The sequence below is a fragment of the Rhodococcus sp. IEGM 1351 genome (assembly GCF_030056875.1).
Taxonomy (GTDB): Bacteria; Actinomycetota; Actinomycetes; order Mycobacteriales; family Mycobacteriaceae; genus Rhodococcus_F; species Rhodococcus_F opacus.
Map to the genome: position 1 here is coordinate 25,687 of NZ_JASHKU010000024.1, position 24,204 is coordinate 49,890.

A 24,204-nucleotide genomic window follows, 5' to 3' on the forward strand; every position below is an offset into this window, starting at 1 on the left:
TCGGCGGCGTCAGATTTCGAGTCGGGCGCCGCCCGGGTCTGGGTGCCACACGTTCTGACGCAGGACTCGCAGTAGGGTCCCTGGGCTCATCAGCCGCTCGGGACGATCGATCAGGGCGGCGACGCGGATGAAGGCGGTAGCGAGCACGGGATCGTGCTCGGCGGCTTCGTGCAGGCGCGTGATGTAGGCATTGCCGATCCGCATCTTCGGGCTGCGGTTTCCCATCACTTCCGGGAAAGCCAAGTCCCCCCCGACCGACATCTCCCACGGAACGTCGATCACTTTCGCGACATCGCGAAAGAAGCCGCGTGCGTGTGGCTCGGTGCCTCGCTGCAGGTGACGATGCAGTGTGAGCGCCTCGAGCGCCGCCACGGTCATCCCCTGCGCATAGATCGGGTTGAAGCTGCACAGGCTGTCCCCCGTCACGAGGAAGCCTGCTGGGAGGATCGACAGTCGTTCATACCGTCTGCGGACACTTGCCGGAAACCGGAAGGTCCGGGCTCGCTCGAGCGGTTCTGCGTCGCGGATCACCTCGAAGAGGTCGGGGATCCGCAGCGACCTGGCAAAGTCGAGGTAGCCGAACGGATCGGTTGGCGGATAATCGCCGAGCATCCCCATCAGCGTCACCAGGAAGCGGTTTCCCTCGAGCAGCTGTAGCGCGCCCCCTCGCGGAGAATCGGGTGTCGGACCGATCACGATCCCTCGGTCGTCGCCCAACCCCGGCGCCGGGGCACGGTAGATGCGGGTAGCGTAGCCGAGGCCAACGTGCACCCTGTCCTCGTCCGGGCGTCCGAAGCCGAGATCCGCCAACCACATTGGGGCACGCGAGCCCCGTCCGGTCGCGTCCACCACCAGGTCGGCGTCGAGGATCTCCTCGGTACTGCCGTCGGCCCGCCGGAGAACACGGGCTCCGGTGACGCGAAGGCGGTCGGGTGTCGTGGTGATGCCCGCGGCATCGCAGCGGTCCATGATGGTGACCCCTTCGAGTTCGCTCACCCGGGCACGCACGTAGCCCTCCAAGAATGGCCGGCTGGCGCTCACGACGGTCATTCCGCTCACCGGCTGCGGAAATCGGTGCCCACTCAGGCACCACCGCACGTCACGCAGGTTGTCCAAGGTCGGCACCCCCAGCGCGACCAGGTCGTCGGTGAAGCCCGGGAACAGCTCCTCCAAGATTTGCTGGCCTCGTTCGATCAGCACGTGGGTGTGGCGGCCCTGCGGTACGCAGCGGCGCGGCTCGGCTGTGCCCGGGAGGTGGTCGTGATCGACCACGATCACCTGTGAATACGCTTCGGACAGTACGCGGGCCGCAAGTAAGCCGGCTATGCCGGCACCGAGCACGACCGCTCGGTGTCCGATCTGAATTGTCATGGGAGCCTCCTCGATTGCATACGAGGAGAATGCAAGCAATCGGTGCTCGATCACCAGTCCGAATACTGCTCATTCGTGTTCACTGCGGGTATCCGTAGACGTCCCGGTCCCATAACCACGAGACGATCCGCGCGACACCCTGTGTGAGGTGGCGCCGATACGTGCTGAACGGCACTCCGAGCACCCGGGCGGCGGCCTCCTGGGTTCCGGCCGGGCGCAGGTACGTCCGGTCGACCGCGTGCAGCAGTCTGTCGTCGCGTGGGTTGTCGGCGAGCGAATCCACCGCGTCGCGGAGCACGCTGTCGAGTTCGGCAACGCCCGGCTCCCCATCGCTGCGGTCGCACACGACCCGGGTGCGCATCAGCGGGTTTCGTCGGAGCAGGTCGGGGCGGTGCCAGTCGTGCAAAGCCTGCCGGACCGCCTGCTCGAACTCGGGTTGAGAAAGTACCAGCAGGTCCGGCGTCGGACGCGGAGGTGCGGAAGGACTCTCGGACAATGCGCGCTCGGTGACCCGCTCGAGCCACGCGTCGACCGGGACACGACGGAAGTCGTGTGCGAACAGCCCGTACCTTCGGACGCCCACCTCGAAATCGGCGCCCTCGGCGCGCGGAAGGTCGGCGACCGCGAAGTACTCGTTCCACCGATCCGGTTCGGCAAGTGTGAGGAAGTCCCAGGACAGGCTCGGTGTGCACAGGTACCGCTGCATGGTGATGATCGGAATGGCGTTCATCGTGGGCGACGGGTCCTGATAGGTGTCGAGGTCGACGACGAACCGGGTCTGGGTGACGGTCTCCCCCGTTCGCGGAGGTGAGTGGCCGCAGGCGAACTTCCAGGCCGCCGCGGCACCCGGATCCGACGCCAGATCTTCCGCGGACGCGAGGCTCAGATCGATGAGACCGAAGAACCCGCGGGGCGCACCGTCGGGACGGCGCACGATGTAGAACCCATCGGGCTGGCATTCGTACCAGGCGGCCGCTATGGCCGCCGCCTCCGCACCCTCGTGGAGTCGGGTGAACTCGACGATCGTTTCGCGATCCGCCGGGGAAGCGGGTTCCGGGTAGTGCCGACCCCACGATTCCCACTCCACCGGGGACAGGATCCCGGGCAGATTGCGAAACACGAACTTCAGGTCGAAGATCACGCGCTGCTGTTCGCGCCCGGTACACGACAGAAGCGAGCGGCGAATGTGCCGGCACACGCGGTGGAAGACGTCGGTGTAAGCGTCGAGGTCGCGCCACCGCAGGTCCGCGTCGATGACGTCGCGGGCCATATCGTGCGGGGCCAGGCCCTCCGGGCCTGCGTCGACGAACGACAACTGCCGCAGCCACACGAACATCGCGTGCGCGTCCTCGAGCCCGAGGGCGTCGCGCAGCAGTGCCTCGGAGGTCACCCGCGCGAGGGCGCACACCTCGAGTGCCCGCCGATGCGCGGGGCTCGGCACCACCGCGATGAACCGCTGCATCAGCTCCGCCATGAGGTCGGGGGTCAACGGATCGGCCGACACCTCGCCGCCGCGGGATGCCACGTCGGCCAAGAGCGCCAGCGCCAGCGGATGGCCGTGCGTGGCCCGGCAGATTCGTTCGTGCAGCGGTGGCGGCACCGCCACTGCCCGGAGAAACTCTCTGCTCTCCTGCGGAGTGAGATTTCGGAGGGACACGACCCGCAACAACTCGGACCACGCCGCGTCGGAACGCCATTCGCAGCTGGGCGGTGTCCGGGCCGCGATCACGGTGAGCGCCGTTGCCGGTAGTCGCGGTAGCAATTGCGTGCGCACCCACTCGTCGATCGGCGTCAGAACCTCGTATGTGTCGATGAGGATGCACAGTCGTTCCCCCGCCCGCGCGATCGCGCCCGTGTCAGGCACATCGACGGCCTCGCCCAACGCGGCCAGGACAGCCGACGGAGACGGCGGAATATCGCGCCCGTCGAGCCGGACGACCGACGCGCCCGTTTCCGCCACGATCTCCGCGAACTCGTCCAGCAACGTGGTCTTCCCGATCCCTCCGGGGCCGTGCAGGAACAGCACGGACAACTGCGGATCGGCCGACTCCAGTCCGGCCCGAACCAATTCGCGCTCGACCCGGCGCCCGACGAAGGTCCGCCTGCGCCTCGAATTCAGGACGTCTCCGAGCGGTATCGAGGACTGTGCCGTGCCCTCCATACGTCCAATCTAGGGGCAGTGCCCTTCAGACGAAACCTTGGTGGGATCCGCTCAACGATGTGCGCAGCGCACCCCGCTGCGTACACACCCGCCACTTACCAGTTCGCGTGCCTCGCGCGGGCGACGAGGACGTCGTCGCCGGCATCGATGCGGGTGCCGAAGCCGCGACTGATCCCGTCGAGGACCCGCCGCAGCCATTCGGTGTCACCTGTCGACGCGCGTTGCAGTCGCATCTGCCGGGATTTCATCGGAACCATTCGCAGCTCGCGCAGTTCGTGGGTGGGCGCGTCGAGGGTCACCAGGTAGAGCAGACGCAGATCGTCGCGGAAGCGTTCGTGTCCCCCGATGCCCTCGTAGTCGTTGATCAGGTCGCCGCAGCCGTACAAGATCGGATGGCCTCGGTAGATCTCGACCGGCCGCGGGTGATGAGACGAGTGCCCGAAGACCACGTCGACGCCACCGTCGACGAGCCGATGCGCGAACTCGACATGCGCATCCGGCACGTCGTATCCCCAGTTCGAACCCCAGTGCACAGAGACCACCACCACGTCCGTGTTCCGCCGTACCAGCCGCGTCCGGTCGAGCACACGGTCCGCCTCGGCGCAGGTGGGTTCCGAGAGGTACGCGACACCAGGCCGGCCCCGGCGGGCGGCCCCGTGCGGCGACATCCCGCTCGACGACATACCTGCTGCCCAGATCAGCAGCCGACGCCCCGGCCCGGCCGCCACGACCACGGGACACCACGCCTGCGCCACGGTGCGCCCCGCTCCGACGGTCCGCACGCCGTTGCGGGCCAGCACATCGAGGGTCTCCACGAGCCCATCGGGACCGAAGTCGAGCAGGTGATTGTTCGCCAGTACGCAGACGTCGATCCGCGCAGCGGTGAGCACCCCCACGTTCGACGGATGCATTCTGTAGTTGATTCCTTTGGACGCGAAGCGGGCACACGCGGTGACGGACGTTTCGAGATTGACGATGCGAACGTCCGGCTCCACCGCGTCGAGGACGCGCAACGCCTCACCCCACGGCCACCCGAACCCGACGGGGCGGGGGATCGAACCATTTCGCTTCTCCGCCAACGCCACGTACTCGCGTGCGTCGCGGACGCAACGCTCCCGCAGCTCCGGGTCGCCGGGAAAGGGGAGGATCTGGTCGACTCCCCTACCGGTCATCACGTCGCCGGCGAGGAACATCCTGATGGTGTCGGACATCGAAATCCTCAGCGACAGCACGAGTACCAGGAACATGCGCGGAGACCGACATCACGACTCAGAGAATGCACCCGTCGCTCGCGCTGTCTTCAGGCACGAGCGCCGGCTCGGTCGAGCTGAGAGACCCGTTGCGGACTCAGCTCGAGGATGACACCGATGTCACGCACCGAGAGACCCGATCGGCGCAGATGCGCCACCGCGGCCCGCGAGGCCCGCGCTGCACATTCCTGCGCGTGGGCGGCGGACTCGACCTGCAGGTGGGCCGCTCTGGCCTCCATGAGCGCAGCCGAATCCCCGATCTCGTAATCGAGGAGCACCTCGACGTCCTCGACCGGCACATCCTCGACCAGATGCACGGCATCCGCCACGATCGCAGAAATCTGATCGAGCCGCCGTGCTCGGGCGAGAGCCGCCTCGACTCCCGGGACCTCCACCACCCACCAGCCGCCACAACGGGTGGCCTTCGCCGTCACCTTCATCACGAACCACTTCCTACCCGGCCCGCATCTCGTGCGAAACTCGCCCCTCCAACGACAAGTCTAGTCCCCCTCGACTGAGCAGAACTACACGGACAGAGGACCTTCAGTGTGCATGACCGCTGGTGGAACGACCCGTCGATACCGGCACTCACCAGAAATCCAGTGCCTGTGCAGTCGCGGTGGACTCCGCGTGGGTGGGCCGTAGTGCACCGCCGATGGCGTAGACGGTGTGACCGACCGTCGCGACGGACATCCCGTGAGCCCCGGTGGGCATGGGCGGCAACGGTGACCAGGTCCCCGAGGCCACGTCGTAGGCCTCGACCGTCGACAGCACCTTGGTCGGTTGTTCGCCACCGACCGCGACGATGCGGCCGTCGATGAACGCAGCGCCGAGCCCGCCGCGAGGAGTGGGCATGGCGGGCAACGTCGTCCACGTGTCCGCGGCGGGGTCGTAGCGTTCGACCGCGGCGGTGTTCTGGTCCGACGCCAGATCCCGCCCGCCGATAGCATAGAAGTACGTACCGTCCGACACCGCGGCCAGGTGTTCCCGTGGTGTGGGGATGTCCGAGACGGTCGTCCACTTCGTGCCGTCGAACACTTCGGTCGTCGCCACCAGTTCGCCGTCCGCCTGTCCCCCGGCGACCACGATCCTGTCGCCCACCACGGCTGCGGCACCAGCCGCCCGCGGCTCGTTCATCGGCGCCAGATCCACCCACTTGCCATTCCGAAGCGCGAGCACCCGGTCCGACGTCGTCCCGGTGAGGTTCGGACCTTTCGGCACCCAGCCTCCGAGGATCACCAACTCGCCCCCGTACTCGACGGCCATCGCGTGATTGAGGGGGACCGGAAGGTCGGGACCCGCCTTCCAGGTGTCGATGGCAGGGTCGTTCCCCTCGACCTTCGGGGTCGACCCCGCATTGTCGAGGCCACCGAGCACCCAGATCGTGCCGTCCGCGACCGCCGTCGCCGTCTGCTGACGGGCGATCGGCGCATCCTTCAGCGGACGCCACGCCGGCGCCCATTGAGTCTTGCGTGGCGCGAGTTGCAAGGCCTCGGACACAGCGGTCGATTCGGCGTGTGTCGGTTTGATACCGCCGCCGACGGCATACACCGTGTCGCCGACCGCGCCGACCGCCATCCCGTGCCGCGGTGTGCGCAGAGCCGGCAATTGCGACCACGTTCCCGCGACCACGTCGTAGGCCTCGACCGTCGACAGCACCCGAGTCGGTTCTTCACCACCGACCGCGACGATGCGGCCGTCGATGAACGCCGCACCGAGGCCGCCGCGAGGAGTGGGCATGGCGGGCAACGTCGTCCAGGTTCCCGCAGCGGGATCGAATCGTTCGACCGCGGCGGTGTTCTGGTCCGACGCCAGATCCCGCCCACCGATGGCATAGAAGTACGTGCCGTCCGACACCCCGGCCAGATGCTCCCGTGGTGTGGGGACAGGCGCGACGGTCGTCCACTTCGTTCCGTCGAACACCTCGGCCGTCGCCACCAGTTGGCCGTTCGCCTGTCCGCCCGCGACCACGATCTTGTCGCCGACCACGGCCGCGGCACCGGCCGCCCGCGGTGCGTTCAGCGGCGGCAGGTCCACCCACCGACCGTCGCGCATGGCCATCACCCGATCGGAGTCGACCGCGGTCAGGTTTTGACCTTCCGCCTTCCAGCCGCCGATCAGTACGGGCTCGTCGTTGTAGGTGACAGCCATCGCATGATTGAGCGGGACCGGAAGGTCGGGGCCGGCCTTCCAGGTGTCGATGGCCGGGTCGTAGCCCTCCTGCTGGGTGGAGACGCCGTTGTCGTCCAACCCACCGAAGACCCAGATCGTCCCGTCCGCGACCGTCGTTGCCGTCTGCTGGCGGGCAACACGGGCATCCGCGACCGGTCGCCACGCCGCGGTCGGGTCGACGGAAGGAGACGCGCCGGCGTCCTGAACGGTCGGTCCTGCGGTGCCGGGTCCGGTGGTTTCTCGAAGCACGAGGTACCCGCCGCCGGCCAGCACCAGCGCGACGACCAGTGCGAGCGCGGTCAGGACCGCGCGCCGACCTTTGCGGGACTCTCCGATGCTGCCCGGACCTCCGGCCGGTGGCCAGGGCGGCGGGCCCGTCGGCGGCCAGAGCGGCGGTCCCGAGGGATGAGGATCAGGTTGGAGTTGCTGGGTCGGTTCGACCCACAGACGCCGGCCGCTGTCCGGACCTTCGTACCGGATTCGGCGGTATCCATCGGCACCGGACTCCGACCGGTGTGTCTCGGTCGTCTGCGCGGTCTCCAGGGGTGCAAGCGCCATCGCGTCCGAACGCAAACCGATGTGTCGCTGAGCGGCTTGGAGTTCGTGTCCGAACTCCTCGGCGGACGCCGGCCGAGCAGCGGGATTCGTCGCCATCGCCCTCTCGATCACAGTGCACACGCCGTCCGGGATGCCTTGGGCGCGCAGGTCCGGCACCGGCTGGCTGCTGATCCTCACGAACTGCGCCACGAGTTCCTCACCGGTCTTCCGCTCGAACGCCGCCCTCCCCGCGATCAGCGAGAAGATCGTCGCGCCCAGTCCGTAGACGTCGGATCTCGCCGTCGGCGACTCCCCGTTGAGCACCTCCGGCGCGGTGAACGCCAGTGACCCGGTAAACCCGCCGGTGGCCGTTTCGTACCCGCCGGCGATGTGTGCGATGCCGAAATCGGTGAGCTGCGGCTCGCCGTAGTCGGTGAGAAGGATGTTCGCGGGTTTGATGTCGCGATGCAGCGTGCCGGTCCGGTGCGCCGTCTCCAGGGCTCCCGCCAACTTCACCCCGATGCTGATCGCCTCCGGCCACGGCAGCGGACCTTCCCGGCGTATCTGGACCGCCAGTGAATCGCGCGGGTGATAGTGCATGACGATGTACGGGCGACCGGTGTCGGTCACGCCGACCTGCAGTATGTTGACGATGTTCGGGTGGCCGGAGAGCCCACCCATCGCGTACCCCTCCCGCAGGAAGCGCTCGCGGTTCTCGGGGTCCAGGTCCGACGTCAGCACCTTGATCGCGACGATTCGACCCAGCGAACGCTGCAGGCAGCGGTAGACGACACCGAATCCGCCCCGGCCGACCTCCTCGGCACCGGCGAACCCGGCAGCGTCCAACTCGGCCACGATCCCGCGGCCCACCGCACGGACCGGCGCCGCCTGGGTCGCGTCAGGGTCGAAATCGGCCATCGGGCGCCTCAGTTCCTTTCGACATCCACGACGATGTCGCGGTTGGGCCCGCCGAGTAGGGCAGGCTTCGTGCCGACGTGCACACTCGGGTACATCGCATTCACCTCTGATGCAGGTCCAACCGACACGCCGATGCGGTTACCAGCAGTCGACGACTGCGAATATCTTTCTGTCACAAGGGCGAAGCGCGGTGTCATTTCGTCGGATGTCGACGGGATCCGCCCTGTCCAGAAAGTATTCGACGGGTCGAGGTCCGCGTCAAGATGACAATTTCCCCGCCCTAGGGTGCCTATCGGCAGTCACGACTTCATGTCACGTCGGCGACAGCGCACAAATCGGGTTCTGCGGCAGTCCTAGAAGGGGCCGCCGTAGAACGCGTAACTGCCCGCCCCCGCAGCCTTCGCCCGATACATCGCCGAGTCTGCCCGGCGGACGAGTTCTTCACGGGTGCACTCCGGATCGGAGAGTGCGACACCGATACTCGCACTGATCGGCCAGTCGAGAGATCCTGCCCGGTTCAGGTCGGCGACGCTTCCGGTGATCCGGGCAGCAATCGCCACCGCTTCTGCTGCGCCCGCGACGTGCTCACACACCACCACGAATTCGTCACCGCCGAGGCGGGCAACGGTATCGCCCGGGCGCACCGCCGACCGCAGATGCCTGGCGAGAACGACCAACGCGTCGTCGCCGCCGGCATGGCCGAGGCTGTCGTTGACGATCTTGAAGTCGTCGAGATCGACCAACAACAGCGCAACGCGCGTGCCACCGCGCGGCGCGGCGTCCAGGGCGTCGTCGAGCCGGCGTCGGGCCAATGCCCGGTTCGGTAACCCGGTCAGCGGATCGTGCAAGCTCTGGTACACCAATGCGGCTTCGGCCTCGATGCGGCGGATCGCGGCGGACAGCACCGCCGTCACCGAGCGCAGGAAGGTCAGATCACGGTCGGTGTATTCGCGGGGACGACGACTGTGCGCGGTCAGCACTCCCCACACCGCTTCGGCGCCGATCGGAACGCACACCCCACTATGCAGCCCGCGCCTGGTCATCCCGACAGTGGAGAACCGGGTCTCGTGGACCCGATCGGCGCACACGATCACTGCCCCGCTGGCGGTGGCATACCCGGGTTGTGAGCCCCTTCCCGGGGCGAACGTCGTCGGCGAGGGCTCGGGTCCCCGATAGGCCAGCACGGCGAGTTCGCCGTCGTCGGACATCTGCGCGATCGACAAGCACTGCACACCCATCAGTGCGGCGGCCGCACCGGCCGCCGCGAGGAGCTCGTCGAGGTCCCCGCCGACCGCGAGTTGGCTCAAGTCTGCGATCGCCTGCTGCTCGCGGGCCCGGTACGCGGACTCCGCCAGAGCGCGGTGCAAGCGTTGTTCGTCCTCTTCTGCGCCGCGGCGATCCTGCGCAATCGAGGCGATCAGCGACGGCCCGGTGCGCGTGTGCTGCAGCACGAATGTCGAGATCAGCATCGGGATCGGCTCGCCCGTCACGAAATGGCGGAATTCCGTCAGCCCGTTCCACTCCCCCCGCTCGACCAGCGCCGACTCCACCTCACGGGCCTGCACGAGGCCGACATCGGTGAACAGCTCCGCCGTCGTCCGCGCGTACGCGTGCACGGCATCCCCTAATCCGAGCAGACCGACACCGGCGGGATTGACATACACGATTCGCCCGGACACGAATTCGGACACGAACACCAAGGCCGGAGTGTGTTCGAGGACCGCGAGCAACATCCCCGAATCCGGCAGAGCCTCCATGGGTGCTCCCTCCCCTGCGAACCTTCCTCCCACACCCGCCTGTGACCTCCTCCACGATAAGCGGCGTCGGCACCGCCGCGGCGGTGCGGGCGTGGCACGTTGATTCTGCCTCGGTGTAGGTGCACGATCGTGGGCATGCGCAGAGCGCGTTGGCCGGCATTCGCGCCGCCGGCAGCGAGTGGGACCGCAGTGCACGGTCCCACCATCCTCGCGTCCAAAACTCACATCACCCTCGACTTGCTCGGAATCGTCGCCTTCTCGTCCGGAATCCATGTCCGACTCGCGCTGACTGCGACCGGGTGCGCCGCCGAACGTGCGCATCACGAGACACGATCGCTGTCCGATCCCACCGATCCCGACACCCAGTGGTCGTATCTGTCGGTCCTGCTGCAGCTGGGGTCCGTGGCGGGCGAAGCCGACCCCTACCTGCCGCGATCCGGTTCGCCGCTGAACTGGGGTGGGGTGCCCGCGTACCGCACGGAGCCGAATTATTGGCTCGGTACGTGTACACGGCCGCACGACATCATGATCTCGGCGGGGTGGCCGGAGATCGGTCTCGGCCCCACCTGTGTCACGGCCCTCCTCGAAGCCAGTCCGTCCGCTGTCACATCCGACTGATCGTGAAAGCGAAGCCCGGCTCTGCTAGAGCGCCGAGGTCGTGAGGGCATCGGGTGCTGTCACGATCTCGAACGGCATTTCGATGTGCGCAACCGTCCCGGATCGAGGTCCGGGGTGGACGGAGAAGCTGCCTCCGGCCGCGACGACACGGAGTTCGTGCGATGTCAGTCCGATGTGGCCTCTGCTGAGGCTTCGGTCGATCGCCTCACGGGAGATGCCGCACCCGTCGTCGGTGACATCGAGGACCGCATGCTCACCCCACCGCGCCAGCTCGACCCGGACGGTACGGGCGTGCGCGTGTTTCACCACGTTGCTGAGCAATTCGCGTGCCGCACTGAACAGCACATCATCAGCCGTGGTGCGAAGATCGTCGACCCATTCCGAGGTCAGAAGCTCCACGTCGAAACCGCCACGTGCCTGGGCGGATCGGGTGATGTCGCCGAGAGCGCGAGCGAGACCGACACGATCGAGCACAGTGGGATGCAGCTCCGAGACGGTCGCCCTGAGCAGGGTCGCGGATTCGGTGAGTGCGTGGGTGATGCGATCCACCGCCTCCGGGTCGGCACTGCCGGTGAGGTCGTCGAGGTCCATTTTCGCGGCCAGGACGAATTGAAGCGCCCCGTCGTGGAGTTGCTCGGACAACGCACGTCGTTCGCGTTGTTCGAGACCCATCAGCTCTGCGAGCAGGGCGGTGCGGTCGCGCACCAGGTGACCGATGGTCAGCACTCTGGAGCGTTGAATTCTGCTGAGCACGACGGCGCCTGCACCGAGGACGGCGAGGGCCATCGTGCTGAGCAGGATGGAGGTCCAGGGTTCTTCGTTCGAAGCCATCGTGGCCCAGCTGGCGGCCAGGAATACCAAGACCGTAGGCACGACCACGGACGCGCAGACACCTGGGCGCAGCTGCGTGGAGGCCAGTAGCGGGATCACGAACAAACCGTTGCTCAGGATGTCTGCGGTCCAACTCTGTTGTGCTGCAATACCAGTCAACAGGGTGAGGCAGCCGAGTACCGCAAGGTCGACGAACAGTGCGAGCCACATCGCGTTCACCGGCCCCGGACCGCCTCGACGAGTCCACAGCGCGAGCCCGCCGGACCAGAGTGCGTAGCAGATCAGGACCGCCACGCACACGCCCGCATCGTTCATGGGCGGGACGAACCCGAGAGTCAACGCAATGAAGAGCACCAGCACACCGCGAAGCGCGAGTTGTAGATAGGCGCCGCGATAAGCGTGCTCGAGGATGATGCGTTCGAGATCTGGGCTGCCGCCGAGATCCGCGGGTAGTACCGATGACTCAGCCATGGGACGGCCTCCTCGGCCGGGCGACTCCGACAGGAAGATGCGGGGACATCAACTGCTGGACCTGCGACAATGCCCAAGATTCTAGCACCGGACTGTGGGGGACCCCTGGTACTCGACGGTCTGCGCGCGGGCCCTGCGGACCTCCGCGAACTGCGCCTCGCAGTTCACCTTGCAGTCGCTGATTGTCCAGCGCCAGAGTGGTGGCGGCCCGCACGGCCGCCAGCAGCCTCGGCTGGTCGGCGACCGCACGGTCGTACACCACCGCCCCCCACCAGGACGCCGTCGCGGATGAGGGCGGTCGCCTCGCGGGGATCGTTCCTGGGTGGCAGAACCTGGGGACGCCCTTGCGCGTCCACGTATCCGTCGTCCGCGCGGGAGAACGACGACAACGCCAGGTCCGGGTCGCGCAGTGCCGCGCGCACCGCGTCGATGAAGCGATCACCGAGCGGGGCGGTGCCGATCTCGATCATCGAGGTTGCGCACCGCGGCTCGGGCGACGCGGTAGCACAGAGCGGCGATCCACAGCGGCGCCACGGCGGCCCGGCAAGCCGGTGAACCCGACCTCCATCGGGCGATCACCACGCCGATCAGGACCACCCCGAGGGCGAGCCCCACTGCACCGAACATCACTTGCAGCGCCGCGTAGACCCTCGGGTCGTCACGCACCAGGAGCAGATTCAACGACGGTGGATCGGCCGGGCTGATGCGTGGGTGTCGAGGAACGCAAGCTCGGACACGACGGCGTAGTACGCGTAGCGTCCGTCGACGAACCACCGCTCCCACCGGTGGCGCAACCGCCCCCCAGGGAAAACTGAACACGAGTTGGGTCAGCACCGCAATGTACATGTTGGTCAGCGCGGCGCCGACCGTGAACAGGGCCGGAACCGTCGACAGTCGAAAGCCCTTCACCAGCCACAGCAGCCCGGTGGCAACCAGCAGCCACCCCAGGTTGTCGTGCGGCCGGTGGCTTCTGGCGACCGGGCCGGCCGCCACCCGCGACCGCCAGTACGGCGGTCACCAGGGCGGTCGCACACTGCGCGCGAAGACTCACCGGGTGCCGCCCGCGAGTCCGGACAGTTCGAGGAACACGGGATCGATCCTCGTGGGGATCCCGATTCGGCACCATCACCACAGGGTGGGGTAATGCGACACCTGGGTGGACCGTCTCGACACCTTCGGCCCCTGTCGCCTGCCGTTGTTCGGCGCGGATCGATCGATGCCACGCGGCACACCGGCATTCGTGGGAACATCTCATCCGATCGGTCCAGCAGACTGAAGAGAAAGGGGTGTGGTTCATGACCAGGATTCGACTTCGGCCCGCGGTGGCACTGGCATCGATCGCCGGTGCGTCGACCCTGTTTCTTGCGGCCTGCACCCAGGACGCATCGTCGACCGAGGGCACCGAATCGGCCGCGCCGAGTGCCTCCGACGAGGCGCCGGCCGCGGAGGCACCCGTCAACGGTGTCGATGCGAAGGTGTACGCCTCCAGCGACCCGGAAACCGATGCCTACGGGTTCGTCACACCGTCAGGGAAATGGCAGTGCGCGATCATTCCCACCAGGAATGTTGCCGGATGTGCGTCTCATCCCACTGCGGGGCCATTGGGAGTCCCGGGGGCTCCGCAGATCGCCTCGCCGGACGGAGGCCCGCCGGCCGAGGCGAACCTCATCGCGGTCGAGGCGGGGAAGGAGCCGAGCTTCCAGAACTGGAACCAGACGGTCTTTCCCGCCAACGCCAAGGTCCTCCCCTACGACACCACGCTGGCGATCGACGGATTCAGTTGCAATGTGCAGTTCTCCGGCGTCTCCTGCAGGGAGGATGCAACGGACAAGGGGTTCACCATCTCCACCAGCGGCTACAAGTTCGAGTTCACCCCGATACCCGTGAGCCTCCCCAGCGCGAGCCCGGCACAGATCGCGCCCACGGCGGCCCCGCTTCCCCAGCAGGCGCGCGGATCGAATCAGTGTGGCCCCGTTGCCTATCCGGAGACGGGAAAGCCTGCGACCGTGGTCATCGTGAAGGGAACACTCCGCTGCGACGAGGCGCACGCGATGCTCACGAAGTATTTCGCCGCACCGGACAAGAACGAACCGGTGTACAGCTTCGACGGGTGGGAATGCCGCCTCGCGGGAGACCCGGGATCCGCGGAGATCGGCTACACGATCAACTGCACCGACGACAACGGGAACACCGTGGTCGCACAGCCGTAGACCGATCACCCGCGACACTCGACGCTCGATGTCTACGCTGGCGCTATGCAACCACCGAATGACCAGGACGGTACTTGGGAGGGTTCGTGGCTCGCGGCAATGACGGTGATCAAGAGTGCTCAGCGGGTTTTCACGCCTCAGAACCGCCCTCCCTCCGAGCTCCTTCCTCTCGTCGAACCCCTGAGCCGGTTGGGTGATGTGCTCCGGGCAGCACCGCCCGACCCCGAAGAGTCCCGCCGTCGCGCGGCCGAGCTGGTGGCCGATCGAGACCTGATCGAATGGGCATGCCGGCCGGATCAGCCCAGCGAGATCCGGGAGTTCGGGGCGACCTTGGCCTTCCTGTCCATGAAACTGACCACCTGAGCCTCGGGCTGTCCACGCCGCACAGGCGTCCGGACCGCTCAGAAGTCGTAGTCCACGCCGCACAGGCGTCCGGACCGCTCAGAAGTCGTAGTCCACGACGACCGGAGCGTGATCGCTCATCCGGCGGTCGGCCGCCGGATCACGGTCGGTGCCGGCCGTGACCGCCGCTCGTGCCAATTGCGGCGTCGCGAGGTGGTAATCGATGCGCCAGCCGATGTCGTTCACGAATGACTGCCCCAGCCACGACCACCACGAGTACGGACCCTCGACGCCCGGATGCTGTCGCCGGACGACGTCGACGAGGGTGCGCGGCGACAGGATGGAGTCGAACCACTCGCGCTCCTCCGGCAGAAACCCCTCGGCCTGGTTGCTACGCCGCCAGTTCCGTACGTCGGAACGGGTGTGCGCGATGTTGAGGTCACCCATCAGCAGAAGCTCCCTGCCGCGTGCGCGCGCCGTGCGCCGCGACCGGGTCAGCTGTCGCGCGAACGCGGAGAGGAAGCGCATCTTGCGGTCGTACCGGGCGCCGCCGTCGGGCGCTTCCCGCATCCGCCCGGGCTTCTGGAGGTGGGCCGGAAGGCCACCCTTCGGCAGGTACATCGATGCCACGGTGATCGGCGCCTCGGCGAGGTCGACCTCGACGTACCGACCCTGGTTCGCGAACTCTCCCAGCCCCCGGGCCAACGGCTCCGGATCCAGTTCGACGCTGTCGGTGTGCATTTCACCTGGCGCCCGCATCAGCGCCGTACCGCTCCACGTCCGAACTGCGACGGGCGCCTGCCGGGTCAGGACCGCGACACCGTTGCGGCCCGCGACGTCCCCCTCGTCGTACGTGAGGTGGTAGTCGCCGAACACCCCCGGCGGGATGGACTCGGCACGAGCCCGCACCTCCTGAAGCGCGACCACATCGGGGCCGCGGTCGCCCAGCCAGTCCTCGAATCCGCGCCGCTGCGCTGCGCGGATCCCGTTGACGTTGAAGGTCGCGATTCGCACGAGTGACAGTGTAGGGATCCGACCGACGCGTCGAATCTCGCCATACCTTTCACGTGCCGTCTGGCAGTTCTGCGGAGTTGGCCGATTTGTATGTGAACTCGAGTACGCGTTGCTAGCCTTCCCGTGATTGAGACCACACTGCAGGGGGAGATCTCGATGCGGATCGCGCGGACGCGGCCAGGAAGTGCCCGGCGCGGTGTGGCGACCGCGGCCCTGGCGGTATCGGTTGTCCTCGGGGTCGCGACGAGCCCCGTGCCTGCCGTCGCGTCAGCCGAGACGTTCTTCTTCGACGACATCGGCTCGACGGCCGTTCCGAGGGCGAACTGCGGCCCCGGCTCGCTGCCCGAAACGGGCATGCAGGGCGACGTTCCAGCCGAGGACCGAAACAACGGCCGAAGCACCCAGGGCTATCGATGCAATATGTCGCTGGTCGGAGGCTTACAGGATCGCGGTGGTGGCCTGCTGTCGGTGACCTACGACCACTGCTCCTACACCAGCACGTTCTTCCCCGGGAACCTGCTCAACCCCACAACGCCGGGCGTACAGGTGCTCGACGTGTCGAACCCTGCGCAGCCGGTGTTGTCCACGACCCTGAACGAACCCGCGATGCTGGGCGGAACCTGGGAAAGTCTGAAGGTCAACAAGGCACGCAAGTTGCTCGCGGCCACGGCGGTGCCGATCGCTGCCGGCACCGGCTATTTCTCCGTCTACGACATTTCCGACTGCGCCCACCCCCGATTGCTCAACCGTGGTGCCGGTAGCGACGTCACGATGCCGCTGCCGTTCATCTCCCATGAGGGCGGCTTCTCGCCGGACGGCAACACCTACTGGGTGTCCGGCCCCGCACCGGGTTTCCTCACCGCCATCGACATCAGTAACCCCGCCGAGCCGCGGATCATCTGGCAGGGATTACACGGACTCGGCGGGCACGGCTTCGGCATCACCCCCGACGGGAACCGGATGTACCTGTCGAATCTCGGTGGGATCACAGTCCTCGACATCAGCGCGGTGCAACGGGGCGACCCATATCCCACCGTCCCGCAGATCGCCACCTACCTGTGGACCGACGGCTTCTTCAATCAACACAGCATCCCGGTCACCTATGGGGACAAGCCTTACATCTTCACCGTCGACGAAACCGGCGGCGGTGGAATCAAGGTCTTCGATGTCGCCGACCCGGCGCACGCCGAGATCGTGCAGAAGATCAAGCTCGAGATCCAACTTCCGGCCAATACCGCCGCGAACCTTCGGTCGTCGCAAGGCGGCTCGGTGTTCTCCTACGATCCGCACTACTGCGTGGTCGACCGTCCAGCCGACCCGACCGCACTCGCGTGCTCCTGGGAATCGTCCGGGATCCGCGTGTTCGATATCCGCGATCTGAACCGCATCAGTGAGATCGCCTACTACAACCCGCCGGCACAGACCGGCAAGAACGTTCAGCTCACCAACTCTCCACACGCATTGTCCTCGCTGATCGGTGTCTCACTCTTCAACTTCGTTCCGCTCGCCCGCGCCGTCTTCGAGGGCAAGACGGATCCGCGGGTCGCGTTCGGCCCGCGCGCCGGAATGGTGGCGTTCGGCGACCTGTCGGCGGACTGGTGCTTCTCACCTCCGGAGTTCCACGGCAACCAGATCTGGACCTCGTGCAGCGACAACGGCTTCATGGCGTTGCAACTGGACGACACCGTTTATCAACCACCGGCGAATCAGGCTTCGACTTATGGTCAGTGACACCAAGTCTTCGTCGTTCCGCGGTCCCCTCGTCCTGTTGCTGTGCGCCACCGTGCTTGGCGTCGCCGGGGTCGCCGCCGGAATGGGGTTCGAATCGGAACGCGACACCAACCCCGACACGGTGCAACTGTCATCAGCGGACATCGGCTTCGCACAGGACATGTCGGTGCACCACGAGCAGGCCGTGCTGATCGCCCAGACGCTGTCGCAGGACGTCGATCCGCAGACCCGGGTCATCGCCGATCAGATCGTCGTCGCACAGACCTCCGAGATCGCGACGATGCGCGGTTGGCTCACCCTCTTCGACGAACCGTTCACCACACCGCAACCGATGCAGTGGATGCACGGATCGGATCACGCCATGACTGACCACGGCGGCGCACCCATGCCGGGGGCAGCGAGTACCAGCGAGATCACCCGGCTCGCCGGCCTGCGCGGAGCAGATGCCGAGACACTGTTTCTGCAGCTCATGATTCGGCACCATCAGGGGGGAGTCGACATGGCCGAGGCAGCCACCCACGCAGTTGCATCCGAACCGATCCGCCGCATCGCACGCGGGATGATCCGTGACCAGAGCAATGAAATCGCAGTGATGACAGCCATACTCGACACCCGAGACGCGACACCGCTCCCCCACCCTTGAGGCGTTGAGGCTCTCGACCGCCCACACCCGGAAGCCCGACGCATGTCGCGCAGATGCCGGGACTGCGAGGTCCGCTCCCACACCGCGCGACGTTGTAGTCCGGCGCGAGCTCGGGGTCGGGGCCCGTTCGGGGTCGATCTCGACGGTCTCGAGCAGCGTTTACCGGCTTGTCCTCGATGCGTAACAACCGCACCCACCGATAGCCTGCCACGATCGACTGACGAGCCGGTCGTGCTCGATGTCATTGTGACTGCTCCGGGGCGGGCTAGTTGATGCGTGATCCCCGGACGAATTCGGCGTTCCGCGGCGGGAAGGGTTCGCCACTGTTGTATCTGCGTTCGAGAACGGCGAGGTACTGGTCGAGGGCTTCGTCGACGAGGTTGGACCAACTGTTGGGGGCGCCGGCGATGTGGCCGATGGCAGCGATGGCATTCTTACCATTTTCGACCTTGGCGCTGTTGATGTAGACGGATACCTGCTTCTTGTCTGCGGGCACCCGTTTGGTGGTCTTCTTTTCCTCGCCGCGGGCCACCGGCCCCGGTTGAGGTTCGGCGATGGTGGCTGCTCCTTGTGCGAGGTCCACGCCCTGTTCGACGAGGTTCGGCAGTCGTGGCTTGCGGCGTTCGAGGGGGTTGTTGGCGAGTCCGGCTTTACGTGTCACGTTCGTCAGGAGGTCCTTGCGACTAGTTCTCGAGTACGTCCCGTCCTGGTGGGCGCCTGTGCGGGGCTGGTGGCGGCGTTCGAGGGGGTTGTTTGCGAGTCCGGGTTTACGTGTCACGGTCATCGGGGGTCCCTTTCGACGAGTTCTTGGGCGGCGTCGCGGTAGGCGCGAGCTGCGGAGGAGGACGGTGCCCACCTCACGACGGGTTCTTCGGCGCTGTAGCTTTCGCTGACTCGGACGGACTTCGGGATGATGGTGCGCATCGTCTGCTCGGCGTAGGTCTCGCGGAGCGCGGCAAGGACCTGCTGGTCGATGACCTGGCCGAGTTCGACGCGGCCGCACAGAATGTGATTGAGCCGTGCGGTGGGGTTGAGCAGCTCGACCTGCTGGGTGATGTAGTTTTCGATCCGCATGAGCGCTTCGAGTTCCATGGCTCCTGTCATGACAGCGGCGAGCACTTCGGTGCAGGCGACGAGTGCGCTGATGGTCAGGTGGTCGAAGTCTCCGGGGCAGTCGAGGAGGTTGAAGTCGACCTCGGGAGCGCTGGCGAGGGCTTTGCGCAGGATGCCGTGTGCACCGGGCTTCTTGAGGAAGTAGGGCCCGACGGAATCGAGTTCCTTGGTGGCAGGAACGAGGTGGATCCCGGACGCGGTGATGGTGGTGGCGTCTTCGATGCTCGCAACCAGCATGAGTACCGACAGGACATCGTTGTCGACGGCTTCGGGCGTGGCGCCGAGCCAGGTGGTGGCGTTGCATTGTGGGTCGAGGTCGATGACGCGGACGGTGTAGCCGGCTTCGACGAGGGCTTGGGCGAGGTTGACCGTGCTCGTGGTCTTGGTGGAGCCACCTTTATGGTTGACCACTGCGATGGTGCGGGTCATGTGGGCCTGTCCCTTCGTGTAAATATAATGACGCCCCTCAAGATACTTAACTTGGTCGAGGCACGCGGATGACCCGCCGATCTGAGCTGGAACATGTCCGATCCCACCGCTACGACCACGAGTTCGCCACGGTTGATCGGCCCTCACCGCGGTCTCGACGAATCCAACACCATCCGAGAGTCCGGTGACCGCAGTCCTGTTGGCAGCACCTGCTCATCCCCTCCGCGGGTGGTTGCTACCCTCGACTTCGACGTATTCGCGGACAACGATTTTCACCTTCGGGACCTTCTCGTGGGATGCGGACCTCGCCATCATCGCCGCCCACGGGACACTCGACACCGAAGCGGCGGCCATCGACTGGGTCTCCTCGAGTCGAGTGCCTGTGGGCGTTCGTCCAACCGGCGGCCTCGAGTCAGTCGACGACAGCGCCCCCGGTGAGGTTGATCTCGGTCGCGGTCATCGTAGTGGCCCAGTCGGACGCGGCGAAGACGGCCGCGTTGGCGACATCGACGTAGCTCGGGCGCCGCGGCAGCAGCAGACGGGTGGCGTCCGGGTCGGGCTCGTCCGGTTCCGGGGAGCCCGGCGACAGTAGCCAGGCGACACGGACACCCTGCGGCCCGAGCTCGGCGGCCAGCTGTCGGCACAGGCCGGCGAGTGCGGCCCACGCGACGTGGGAGCCACCGAGGTTCGGAATCGCCTCCCGTCCACCAGCCATGACGAGGATGACGCCGCTGCCGCGTCCCACCATGTGGCGCGCAGCGGCCGTGGCCACGGTGAAGCTCGTCGTGACCGCCTTGGCGACCGGCTGCATGACGTCGCCGACCCGCATGTCGACGAGCGGAGTGCCCTGGATGTCGTCGTTGAAGGTGGCGTTGAAGCAGACATCGATGCCGCCGCTCTGGTCCGCCACCGCTGCGGCATGCCGCTCGACCGCGTCCCGGTCCACCGCATCGAGAACAGCGACGTGCGCAATCCCTCCCTCGTCCCTGATGCTGTGGGCGACATCCTCGAGCGTGGCTCGCGTGCGTCCGGTGAGGTGCACCTCAGCGCCTTCCCGCGCGTACGCCCTCGCGACCGCGGAGCCGACGGCACCGCTGCCCCCGTGGACGATCGTGATGCGGTTCTGCAGCAGCATTACTCACCCGCCTTTCCCTCTCGCGTACCAGCGTAAGACCGCGCGATGTGTGACCACGCGAGTTTCCGGACTTCATCGGTACGAGCTCGAGCGGCGTCGAGCGGCAGCTCGGGTGTCGCGCTCGGAGTTCCGGATCAACAGCTGCGCGCATCTCACTCCTGCGGTGAGACGAATCTAGAACAGATTCCGCTAGGTCATGCGCTGCCTCGTGCGGACCGTCGTCCGAGTGGTCTATCACGACCCACAACACGACTTGACGGCAGAGCTCTCAGGCCGGACACCGAAGCCCATGGCAGGCTTGGACCAGGTGGGTACCGATTTCACACACCACCCTCGACCCGACCATCCAGCGTGACGCGCACATACGAAAGGGGCGTCGCTGATGACCGTCCGTACCGTGAGCACGGAGGCAGGGCGACTCTCCGGTGACCACACCGACGGGGTCGCCCGATTCCTGGGAATCCCCTACGCGGCAGCTCCAGCGGGCGAACGCCGATTCGCACCCCCTGCCCCTGCCCCTGCCGAACGATGGGCAGGGACCAGGAACGCCACCGGTTACGGCGCGACCGCACCCCAGCCGCCGTTGCACCCCGCCCACGCGAATCTGGCGCCGCTGATCGGACCCGGATGGGTCGCCGGAGACGGCGAATACCTCAATCTCAACGTCTGGACACCCGACCCCGGCACGAGTGGGCTTCCGGTGATGGTCTACGTCCACGGCGGCGGGTTCGTGATCGGGTCGGGCGCCGCCCCCGCCTTCGACGGCACCTCGTTCGCGCGCGACGGCGTCGTCCTGGTCACCGTCAACTATCGACTCGGGGCGGAGGGCTTCCTCGCACTGTCCGGTGAGATCACGAACATTGGATTGCGCGATCAGATCGCAGCACTGCGCTGGGTTCGCGACAACATCGCCGGGTTCGGCGGGAACCCGGACAACGTCACCATCTTCGGCGAATCGGCCGGCGGCTCCTCGGTCGCGTTTCTGCTGCACTCCCCGCTGGCCGCCGGACTGTTCCAGCGCGCGATCGTCCAGAGCGGACACGACGAGATGGCCCGCAGGCTCGAGCTCACCGAAGAACTCACGAAGGCACTCGCTGCCAGGCTCGGAACCTCCCCGACCACAGACGCATTCCGAGAATTCTCTGCCCCCGACCTGCTGCGCGCGCAGGCAGCGCTGCTCAGAAACGAACCCCACCCAGACCTGCGCGACGACAACGGTTTCGACCCGGGCCACCGTCGTGCGCTGTTCCTCCCCACCACGGGTGACGACGTCCTCCCCGATCCGGTCGGAGTCCCGAGCACACACTCGCGCGGCGTCGACCTGTTGATCGGCACAACACTCGAGGAAGTCAACCTCGGTTTCGGTGCCGACGAGTTCGCCGCCTTCGACGCGCGTGACGCCGTAGCCGAGTTGGCCGCCACCTACCCTGATGCCGAAGCGCTCCTCGAACGACACGGTCTCCACGACCCGGCCGTCACCCCCGCGCACGCACTCACAGCCGCCTACACGGACCTGATGTTCAGATCACCGAGCCGCCGCACCGCGCGCCGCCACCCAGGCCCCACCTACGTCTACGAATTCGCCTGGCGATCACCACTGCACGGCGCCGCACACGGCCTCGACGTCCCCTTCGTCTTCGACACGACACAGGCATGCCGCGGCCTCATCGGCGACGCCGCACCCGGCGCACTCACCGACGCGATGCACCAAACCTGGCTCGACTTCGCGACCCACGGAGATCCCGGCTGGCCCACCTACGACGACGCCAGAACTGCGATGAGCTTCGATGCCAGCCCCCACCTCCGCGAGGACACCGCTCCCGACGACACCGGCGCGAAATACCTGCCGGGCACCTCCACAATCCGAAGCTCCGCGCACGGACAAGCATGAGAAGCCGCTCCCATGCCGGCAACAAATCCCGCCGGTCGCCCTTCCGAGGTCGCAGCGGCTGTCACCGGCGGAGTCGACTTCGTCCGTTACCGGCCAGTGTGCGCAGTTGCACGTCCAACGAACTTCCCGATTGACGAACTTGCACCGCGACGAGATCGGCGCCCAGCGCGCACACCCGCAAGGGTCCACGCGCCGAAAAGCGGGTCCCTGTTCGGTCAGCTCTGCGCACGGTCGATGACGCTACGGCCCTCGCCTTGGTGATGCGGTGAAGCCATGACGCGAGAGCCCAACCGAGTACACGGGTTCGGCGAACACGCGGTCGCGTCCCTGTCATCTGTTACTGGCGATAGATCTCCACGCGGGCGTTGGTGACCACGCCGGCATTCAACGAGGGGGCACCCCAATTCGTGCTGCAAGCCCCGGTGGCCTGACCTGTCGGCACGAATGAGGGACTGGACTGACTGAAGGGCCCGATCGCATACAACGGAAAGGCGTTGGGGATGCCGTGAAGGCCCCAACAGTCGACGATCAGCGCGTACTCCCTGCCGGCGGGCGCATCGGTGTCATGGCAGGTCGCCGTCGCGCTGAAGGCATCCTGCTGGATGACGCAGTCCTGGGGGTCCGCCTGGGCGGTGCCGGAGCCGATGATCGCCGTGAAGGCCAGCCCCGATACGACGGCGGCCGTGGCGCGTGCTGCAACGACAATAGCGTTTCTCATTGAGATCCTTTCAGTAGCAAGATGTCTGGTGTCGGGCATCCCCGCTGGCGACGTGTCGAAGCCCGCGGCCGAGCATCTGGCCGGCTCAGATGACGATGGGTGCACCCGTGACTAGGTCCCAGAGTCCCAGGCCGAGGAACAGCACGGTGCCCACTGCCGACTGCACCGGATTTCCGTTCAGGAAACCCTCGGCACCCCAGGCGACCAAATCGGTGAAGATTTCAGACGAACCCATTGTTCTCGCTCCTTGTGTCGGTATAAGACCTTGGCATCTTGATCGTCCAGACCGAATGGTCTGTTACGGATCCGGCGCGGAGTGCACATGTCGGCGAGCAGGTCGTGGACACCACACTCTTGCTACGTGGATGACAACGAGCTCTAGCCCATCGGCCAGTTGGCCGAGCGCAACGCTCAGGCAGTGGCTCGCCTCGACCTGGTCCGCACGCTATGCGATCTCGGGCTGTCTGTGGCCCCCATCCGCAAGGTGCCGGACAATGACGTGTCCCTGAAGGAAGTCCCGGCTACGCGCGCTAGGTACTTGACGTCCAGATCCACACCCTCCGGCTGCGCGAGTCACATCTCGTCGGCGCAGGACGATACCCATACCATGAGGGGCGAAACGCGCACACCGATCCTGTTCGTCGCAATGACGACTTGTATCGCCCTGGCGGCGGGCTGCCAGTCGCCCAGCGAACAAGTGGGATCCGTCGAAGGAACGACGATCCCGTGGAGCATGGTCCCCGCTGCACAATCCGGCGGAGGTGCCGCGCCCCAACCACCGGATCCTCCCCCGCCGACGGACCCGAACGCGGGTCCCGGTATCCCCGACCCTCCCACACCGACAACACCGGGCCCGAGGATACTGGTCGTTCCACCCGTCCCCGGAGTTACG

Annotated in this window: 20 protein-coding genes; 6 read left to right on the forward strand and 14 right to left on the reverse strand. The window is 66.7% G+C overall.

Features of this window, described 5'->3' with window-relative positions:
* Positions 1–9: 9 nt before the first annotated feature.
* The 6 genes from QM806_RS31995 to QM806_RS32020 all read right to left on the reverse strand — a co-directional run bounded on the left by QM806_RS31995 (position 10) and on the right by QM806_RS32020 (position 10,166).
* A complete protein-coding gene (locus QM806_RS31995) occupies positions 10–1,341 on the reverse strand; it encodes an NAD(P)/FAD-dependent oxidoreductase (RefSeq protein WP_240482700.1) in 1,332 nt (443 codons plus the stop codon).
* A gap of 109 nt (positions 1,342–1,450) precedes the next feature.
* Positions 1,451–3,532, reverse strand: a complete 2,082-nt coding sequence (locus QM806_RS32000) for an ATP-binding protein (protein ID WP_054245822.1) — start codon at positions 3,530–3,532, stop codon at positions 1,451–1,453.
* Positions 3,533–3,627: 95 nt separating this feature from the next.
* The gene (locus tag QM806_RS32005; protein WP_054245843.1) at positions 3,628–4,743 is read right to left on the reverse strand and encodes a CapA family protein; all 1,116 of its coding nucleotides are present in this window, start codon (positions 4,741–4,743) and stop codon (positions 3,628–3,630) included.
* Positions 4,744–4,832: 89 nt separating this feature from the next.
* The gene (locus QM806_RS32010) at positions 4,833–5,222 is read right to left on the reverse strand and encodes a hypothetical protein (RefSeq protein ID WP_005561626.1); all 390 of its coding nucleotides are present in this window, start codon (positions 5,220–5,222) and stop codon (positions 4,833–4,835) included.
* Positions 5,223–5,370: 148 nt separating this feature from the next.
* The gene (locus QM806_RS32015) at positions 5,371–8,409 is read right to left on the reverse strand and encodes a serine/threonine-protein kinase (protein ID WP_054245823.1); all 3,039 of its coding nucleotides are present in this window, start codon (positions 8,407–8,409) and stop codon (positions 5,371–5,373) included.
* A 353-nt stretch (positions 8,410–8,762) separates the two neighbouring features.
* The gene (locus QM806_RS32020; protein WP_054245824.1) at positions 8,763–10,166 is read right to left on the reverse strand and encodes a sensor domain-containing diguanylate cyclase; all 1,404 of its coding nucleotides are present in this window, start codon (positions 10,164–10,166) and stop codon (positions 8,763–8,765) included.
* Between the two features lie 135 nt (positions 10,167–10,301).
* Between QM806_RS32020 and QM806_RS32025 the strand changes: the two genes are divergently transcribed.
* Entirely contained in the window at positions 10,302–10,784 is a 483-nt protein-coding gene (locus QM806_RS32025) for a hypothetical protein (RefSeq protein ID WP_169694192.1), read from the forward strand.
* Between the two features lie 24 nt (positions 10,785–10,808).
* On the opposite strand, the gene QM806_RS32030 is transcribed toward QM806_RS32025, so the two are convergent.
* Positions 10,809–12,086: a sensor histidine kinase gene (locus QM806_RS32030; RefSeq protein WP_054245826.1), complete on the reverse strand. Its 1,278-nt coding sequence runs from the start codon at positions 12,084–12,086 to the stop codon at positions 10,809–10,811.
* A 438-nt stretch (positions 12,087–12,524) separates the two neighbouring features.
* Positions 12,525–13,079, reverse strand: a complete 555-nt coding sequence (locus tag QM806_RS32035) for a hypothetical protein (protein ID WP_249343914.1) — start codon at positions 13,077–13,079, stop codon at positions 12,525–12,527.
* A gap of 302 nt (positions 13,080–13,381) precedes the next feature.
* On the opposite strand from QM806_RS32035, the gene QM806_RS32040 reads away from it, so the two are divergent.
* Positions 13,382–14,296 carry a hypothetical protein gene (locus QM806_RS32040; RefSeq protein WP_043792718.1) on the forward strand — a complete coding sequence of 305 codons (915 nt, stop codon included), beginning with the start codon at positions 13,382–13,384 and terminating at the stop codon, positions 14,294–14,296.
* Positions 14,297–14,341: 45 nt separating this feature from the next.
* Positions 14,342–14,659 carry a hypothetical protein gene (locus tag QM806_RS32045; RefSeq protein ID WP_005571758.1) on the forward strand — a complete coding sequence of 106 codons (318 nt, stop codon included), beginning with the start codon at positions 14,342–14,344 and terminating at the stop codon, positions 14,657–14,659.
* 78 nt (positions 14,660–14,737) lie between these two features.
* Here QM806_RS32045 and QM806_RS32050 read toward each other — a convergent pair whose 3' ends face one another.
* Complete coding sequence (locus QM806_RS32050) at positions 14,738–15,652, reverse strand: exodeoxyribonuclease III (protein WP_005571759.1); 915 nt, start codon at positions 15,650–15,652, stop codon at positions 14,738–14,740.
* Positions 15,653–15,808: 156 nt separating this feature from the next.
* Between QM806_RS32050 and QM806_RS32055 the strand changes: the two genes are divergently transcribed.
* Positions 15,809–17,383 carry an LVIVD repeat-containing protein gene (locus QM806_RS32055; RefSeq protein WP_043792721.1) on the forward strand — a complete coding sequence of 525 codons (1,575 nt, stop codon included), beginning with the start codon at positions 15,809–15,811 and terminating at the stop codon, positions 17,381–17,383.
* Positions 17,373–18,026 (forward strand): DUF305 domain-containing protein, encoded by a 654-nt coding sequence (locus QM806_RS32060; RefSeq protein ID WP_054245827.1) that lies wholly within the window; start codon positions 17,373–17,375, stop codon positions 18,024–18,026. The genes QM806_RS32055 and QM806_RS32060 overlap by 11 nt, the downstream gene beginning before the upstream one ends.
* A 265-nt stretch (positions 18,027–18,291) precedes the next feature.
* Here QM806_RS32060 and QM806_RS32065 read toward each other — a convergent pair whose 3' ends face one another.
* The 3 genes from QM806_RS32065 to QM806_RS32075 form a co-directional block, all read right to left on the reverse strand.
* A complete protein-coding gene (locus QM806_RS32065; protein ID WP_005253169.1) occupies positions 18,292–18,810 on the reverse strand; it encodes a hypothetical protein in 519 nt (172 codons plus the stop codon).
* Positions 18,807–19,568: a ParA family protein gene (locus tag QM806_RS32070; RefSeq protein ID WP_005253168.1), complete on the reverse strand. Its 762-nt coding sequence runs from the start codon at positions 19,566–19,568 to the stop codon at positions 18,807–18,809. The genes QM806_RS32065 and QM806_RS32070 overlap by 4 nt, the downstream gene beginning before the upstream one ends.
* Positions 19,569–19,980: 412 nt before the next feature.
* Positions 19,981–20,703 carry an SDR family NAD(P)-dependent oxidoreductase gene (locus tag QM806_RS32075; RefSeq protein ID WP_005253167.1) on the reverse strand — a complete coding sequence of 241 codons (723 nt, stop codon included), beginning with the start codon at positions 20,701–20,703 and terminating at the stop codon, positions 19,981–19,983.
* Positions 20,704–21,085: 382 nt separating this feature from the next.
* On the opposite strand from QM806_RS32075, the gene QM806_RS32080 reads away from it, so the two are divergent.
* Positions 21,086–22,594 carry a carboxylesterase/lipase family protein gene (locus QM806_RS32080; protein WP_283294019.1) on the forward strand — a complete coding sequence of 503 codons (1,509 nt, stop codon included), beginning with the start codon at positions 21,086–21,088 and terminating at the stop codon, positions 22,592–22,594.
* A 337-nt stretch (positions 22,595–22,931) separates the two neighbouring features.
* Here the strand turns inward: QM806_RS32080 and QM806_RS32085 are convergent, their stop codons facing one another.
* Positions 22,932–23,312 carry a hypothetical protein gene (locus tag QM806_RS32085; protein ID WP_283294021.1) on the reverse strand — a complete coding sequence of 127 codons (381 nt, stop codon included), beginning with the start codon at positions 23,310–23,312 and terminating at the stop codon, positions 22,932–22,934.
* A gap of 85 nt (positions 23,313–23,397) precedes the next feature.
* A complete protein-coding gene (locus tag QM806_RS32090) occupies positions 23,398–23,547 on the reverse strand; it encodes a hypothetical protein (protein ID WP_164709507.1) in 150 nt (49 codons plus the stop codon).
* Between the last annotated feature and the right edge of the window lie 657 nt (positions 23,548–24,204).